The sequence below is a fragment of the Domibacillus sp. 8LH genome, from assembly GCF_038806185.1.
In the GTDB taxonomy this organism is placed as follows: Bacteria; Bacillota; Bacilli; order Bacillales; family Domibacillaceae; genus Domibacillus; species Domibacillus indicus_A.
In genome coordinates this window covers 1-350 of the sequence record NZ_JAVJNG010000091.1, presented here as the reverse complement: position 1 = coordinate 350, position 350 = coordinate 1, and the positions used below count along the sequence as shown (strand labels likewise).

At 41.1% G+C, this 350-nt stretch carries 1 pseudogene; it reads right to left on the bottom strand.

Annotation, left to right across the window (positions count from 1 at the left end):
• Window positions 1–350, bottom strand: a pseudogene (locus RG959_RS23915) (HPr(Ser) kinase/phosphatase); the annotation flags it as partial.

Sequence of the window (350 nt, the reverse complement as noted above, 5' to 3'; positions counted from 1 at the left end):
GCATTAACTCCCATTCTTTTTAAACGAAAGTTCATTGCTGCAACTTCAATAATAACGGCCAGGTTTCTACCAGGACGAACTGGAATAGTGGCTTTCGGAATGTCCACTTCCATAATTCTCATTTTGTCCTCATCAAGACCTAGGCGGTCATATTGTTTCTTCTGATCCCAAATTTCCAGGTTAATGATAAGCGAAATCTTCTTATGGCTTCTAACTGAACCGGCGCCAAACAATGTCATCACATTAATAATCCCAAGGCCACGGATCTCGAGTAGATGTTCAATAAGAGGTGGTGAATTTCCTACAAGGCTGTCATAATCTTCCTGCCTTATTTCCACACTATCATCAGC